This is a genomic window from Kitasatospora sp. NPDC059088 (genome assembly GCF_042738155.1).
GTDB lineage: Bacteria > Actinomycetota > Actinomycetes > Streptomycetales > Streptomycetaceae > Kitasatospora.
On sequence record NZ_JBHYGR010000260.1, the window covers coordinates 1 to 4185 of the forward strand.

4 protein-coding genes and 1 pseudogene are annotated in these 4185 nt (G+C 73.0%); 2 read left to right on the forward strand and 3 right to left on the reverse strand.

Annotated features, from left to right (window positions below; genetic code table 11):
• Window positions 1–101 precede the first annotated feature (101 nt).
• The 3 genes from ACFWXO_RS44965 to ACFWXO_RS44975 all read right to left on the reverse strand — a co-directional run bounded on the left by ACFWXO_RS44965 (window position 102) and on the right by ACFWXO_RS44975 (window position 3152).
• A complete protein-coding gene (locus ACFWXO_RS44965; RefSeq protein WP_380532959.1) occupies window positions 102–1502 on the reverse strand; it encodes a TolB family protein in 1401 nt (466 codons plus the stop codon).
• 189 nt (window positions 1503–1691) lie between these two features.
• The gene (locus ACFWXO_RS44970; protein WP_375892416.1) at window positions 1692–2462 is read right to left on the reverse strand and encodes a lysophospholipid acyltransferase family protein; all 771 of its coding nucleotides are present in this window, start codon (window positions 2460–2462) and stop codon (window positions 1692–1694) included.
• Between the two features lie 264 nt (window positions 2463–2726).
• Entirely contained in the window at window positions 2727–3152 is a 426-nt protein-coding gene (locus tag ACFWXO_RS44975; RefSeq protein WP_375892414.1) for a DUF4395 domain-containing protein, read from the reverse strand.
• Between the two features lie 208 nt (window positions 3153–3360).
• On the opposite strand from ACFWXO_RS44975, the gene ACFWXO_RS44980 reads away from it, so the two are divergent.
• Together ACFWXO_RS44980 and ACFWXO_RS44985 are read left to right on the forward strand one after the other, a co-directional pair.
• Window positions 3361–3774, forward strand: a complete 414-nt coding sequence (locus tag ACFWXO_RS44980) for a thioredoxin family protein (protein ID WP_380532964.1) — start codon at window positions 3361–3363, stop codon at window positions 3772–3774.
• 298 nt (window positions 3775–4072) lie between these two features.
• Window positions 4073–4185 (forward strand): annotated as a pseudogene (locus ACFWXO_RS44985) (electron transfer flavoprotein subunit beta); the annotation flags it as partial.

The window sequence follows — 4185 nt, forward strand, 5'->3', positions numbered from 1 at the left end:
TGGTACTGCAGGGGGGACCCTGTGGGAGAGTAGGACGCCGCCGAACAATCATTCAGAAAAGCCCCTGATCCCTTCGGATCAGGGGCTTTTCGCATGTCCGCTCAGTTGTCGTCGTCCTCGTCGGGCAGCTGGGCGTCGTCGGTCTTCGGCTGACCCTGGGCCTGGGCCGGCTTGGGCTCGGTGGTCGGGGCGTCCGAAGGCGCTGCCGAGGCCGGTGCCGAGGCTGCGGCCGATGGCGCGGCCGATGGCGCGGCCGATGGCGCGGCCGATGGCGCGGCCGAAGCGGGCGCTGACGGGTCGGCCGGCGTTGCGGGTGCCGCCGGCAATGCCGCGGTGCCCCAGGACGGCCGGTCGAGCCACTTGTCCGCGGTGTTGGTGAGGCGGGTGACGCCCGTGCCGTCGGCGCGCATGCTGTAGAGGTCGGCGCCGCCGCCGGAGGGGGCCTGGGCGAAGACGATGGACTTGCCGTCGGGTGCGTAGGCCGCGGCGCCGTAGAAGGCGGTGGACGGGGCCGGGGTGAGGGCGCCGATGGCGGTGCCGTCGGGGTGGACGGTGTAGATGCCGCCGCCGGGGGCGTTGTCGGGGCCGGCCGGGTAGGTGGTGAAGAGGATCTGGGTGCCGTCGGGGGACCAGGTCGCACGGTCGCCGGCCCGCAGTTCCCAGGGGGTGAGCTGGCGCAGCCCGGTGCCGTCCGTGCCGACCACGTAGACGGCGCGGCTGTTGGCGGGTTGGCCGGTGGCGCTGGTGCGGTACTCGAAGGTGAGCTGCTTGCCGTCGGGTGACCAGCTGGGGTTGCTGACGGCGCCGGAGTAGGGCTTGTCGTTGGTCAGGAAGGTGAGCCGCTGGACGTTGGTGCCGTCGGGGCTCATCAGGTAGAGGTCCGAGTACTGGACCTGGTTGTTGTGGGCCTGGTCGAGGGCGCCCCAGGAGCGGCTGAACGCGAGCTGCTTGCCGTCGGGGGAGAAGGCGGGGGCGCGTTCGTCCTCGTTGGCGCAGTCGGCGGTGCCGCTGGCGGCGTCGCAGAGCTGGCTGATCTGGTGGGCGTTGTCGCCGCCGGTGGTGACGGTCCAGAGCCGGGCGGTGCCGGACTGCGGGTCGGTGCGGTCGAAGGCGACGGCGCTGCCGTCGGGGTTCCAGTCGGGGTGGTCGTCGCGGGCGCGCGCGGGCGGCTGGGTGATCTGGTGCTGGTCGGCGCCGTCCGGGCCGAGGGTGACGATGGCGCTGGTGGTGCGGGCGGCGTCGGTGTAGGCCCGGCTGACGATCAGTCCGTTGCGGGTCTCGGCGTGCGCCGCGGCGCCGACGACGCCGGGGGTCGCCGACGGGGTGGGGTCCGGGGTCGCGGTGGGGGACTCCGGGCGGATCTCGGAGAGTGGGATGTCACCGGGTTCGGCTCCGCACCCGGTGAGCAGGGTGCCCAGAAGCAGGAGGCCCGCACCGGCGGTTGCGCGGGTGCGGGCCTTGCCGCTGGTGGGGGACTGCCGTGTGCCGGCGATCCGTGTCATCTCCGTCTCCGACCTTTCCGACCGCTTCGACGTGTGCCCCGGTCCGCGGTGGGAGGGACGCAGGACGCATCCAGGAGGAAGGCCCCTGGAAGGAGCTGTCACTGTGTCAGACGGGGTGTGTCGGCGGCCGGGCGACACGCGACGGATCGCATCGGCTCGGTCACACGGAGTAGACGGCTCCGGGGCGGGTCAGCCCCGGGCGGCGCGGCGCTCGGCCTTGGCGAGGGCCTCCGCCTCGTCCTCGGCCTCGGCGACCTCCAGGGTCGGCGCGGTGCCGCCGAGCTGGGCGGGCAGCCACCAGCTGTCCTCGGGGCCGGAGGGCTTGCCGGGGTACTCGCGCTGGGCCCGGTCGAGCATCTCGCTCATGGCGGCGCGCAGCTTTCTGGTGACCATGACGGGCTTGTCGTTCGGGCCGAGGTGGATCGGCTCGCCGATCATGATCGTCACCGGGACGTGGCGCTTGGTGAGGGTCTTCGGACGGCCCTTGGTCCAGAGCTGCTGCGTGCCCCACAGGATGACCGGAAGCAGCGGGGCGCCGGAGTCGGCGGCCATCCGGGCGGCGCCGGTCTTGAACTTCTTCAACATGAACGAGCGGCTGATGGTCGCCTCGGGGAAGACGCCGACGACCTCGCCGGCCTTGAGGGCGCGGACGGCGGCCTCGTAGGCGGGCTGGCCGTCGGTGCGGTCGACCGGGATGTGCTTCATGCCGCGCATCAGCGGGCCGGAGACGCTGTGCCGGAAGACGTCGTCCTTGGCCATGAAGCGGGTCTTGCGCTTGCCGCCGCGGTAGGCGCCGAGGCCGGCGAAGAGGAAGTCCAGGTAGCTGATGTGGTTGCTGACCAGCACCGCTCCGCCGTTGGCGGGGATGTGCTCGGCGCCGATGATCTTGATCCGCACGTCGAGCGCGCGGAAGGCGGTGAGTGCGGCGCCGATCACCGGCGGGTAGACGAACTCTGCCACGGTCAGTCCTGACTTCCACGGGCCGGGGCCCGGTACGGCGGGTACCCGCGCCGTGCGCGGGGGCCGACCGGAGCACGGCACGCCGCGGCGGTCACGGGTGATACACGGAGATGATCCCCCGAACGAGTGCCTGCTGTCACCTGAGGCGTGCGGTCAAGCGAATATTCACGGTGTGATCTCCGTGATGAATCCGACCGGGAACTTTTCCGGCCCGCCGCCCGGCCCGCCACCCGGCCCGCCGTCCGGGCCCGACACCCGCTCCGATCAGGCCCCGGCGCCCAGGCGGCCCTGGGCGCGGCGGACGATCGGGTAGATCTCGCAGCCCGGGCAGTAGCCGAAGGCGGCGTTCAGGAAGGCCGCGGCGAGGGCGAAGCCGGCGGTCAGCAGTCCGAGCCAGCCGACGCCGGTGAGGAAGCCGAGGGTGCCGATGACGGCGAAGACGGCCCCGCCGCCCTGGGCGAAGCGCAGCGGGCGTTCGTCCTCGGTGGTGGTGGGCGGCGCCAGGCGGGGGGCGATGAGGAGGTGGAACAGGCCGACGTACGGGGAGCGGCGGGGCCCGGCGACCGCGCCGACCAGGAAGACCAGGGCCTGGAGGGAGAGCAGCAGGCCGCTGCCGGTGATCAGGACGGCGGCCAGCACCGCACTGGTGAGCGCGGCGGCGAAGCGGTGACCTCGGGGGTCGGTCTGCAAGGAGTCTCCGGAGTGGTCGCGACGGGCGGCTGCGGCGGGGCGCGTCAGCGACAGCGGACGGTGGTGACGGGCCTCGGGTCGACGACGCGACGGACGGTCAGCAGCGGCGGGGAGAGGGGGTCGGAGTCCACCCGCCGATCGTACGGGCCCGGTGTCGGCAGGTCGACCTCCCTTTCGGAGCCCGTACGCGCTGCCGCAGACTGGGGGGATGACCGGACTCGTGGTGTGCCTCGTCGTACTGGCGGTGGCGAGCGGGTTCGGGCTGGTGAGGACAGGGCGCGACGGGAGGCTGCGGGTGCGCACCAAGGACGGGACGGTACGGCTGTCGGAGGAGGACCTGGGCGGGCCGCTCGGTGAGCGGGCGACCCTGGTGCAGTTCTCCACCGCCTTCTGCCAGCCGTGCCGGGCGACCCGGCGGGTGCTGGCCGAGGTGGCCGGGATGCTCGACGGGGTCGTGCACGTGGAACTGGACGCCGAGGCGCAGCTGGAGCTGGTCCGTCGGCTGGAGGTGCTGCGGACGCCGACCGTCCTGGTGCTGGACGCGGCCGGGCGGGTGGTGCGCCGGGCGGCGGGGCTGCCGCGCAAGGCGGACGTGATCGCGGCGCTCGGCCGGGCGGTGTGACGGACGGGCGACCGGCGGCGGAGGGGCGGCCGGAGGGGCGGCGAGGGGATTCGTCGACGGTTGGTACCCCCCGTGAGGTGGGGCCGGCCCCCGGCTGGGGCAGGATGGGCGCAAGCGGCGGTGCCGGCCGTCCGACCAAAGCTACTGGCCAGTAGTGACCACTGCGCTACCGCCGAGTATGCTGCCAGGAAGTTCCGGACCGGCACGGGAAACTCGCTGCCCGGAGCGGGTGCGTGCCGTGTTCGCACCCGCTTGCACGCCGCAGCCGTCGGACGAGACCAGTACAGGAGACAAGGCCGTGAGCTTGAGGATCGTTGTCTGTGTGAAGTACGTGCCGGATGCGACGGGTGACCGTCGTTTCGCGGACGACCACACCACGGACCGGGAGGGTGTGGACGGCCTCCTGTCGGA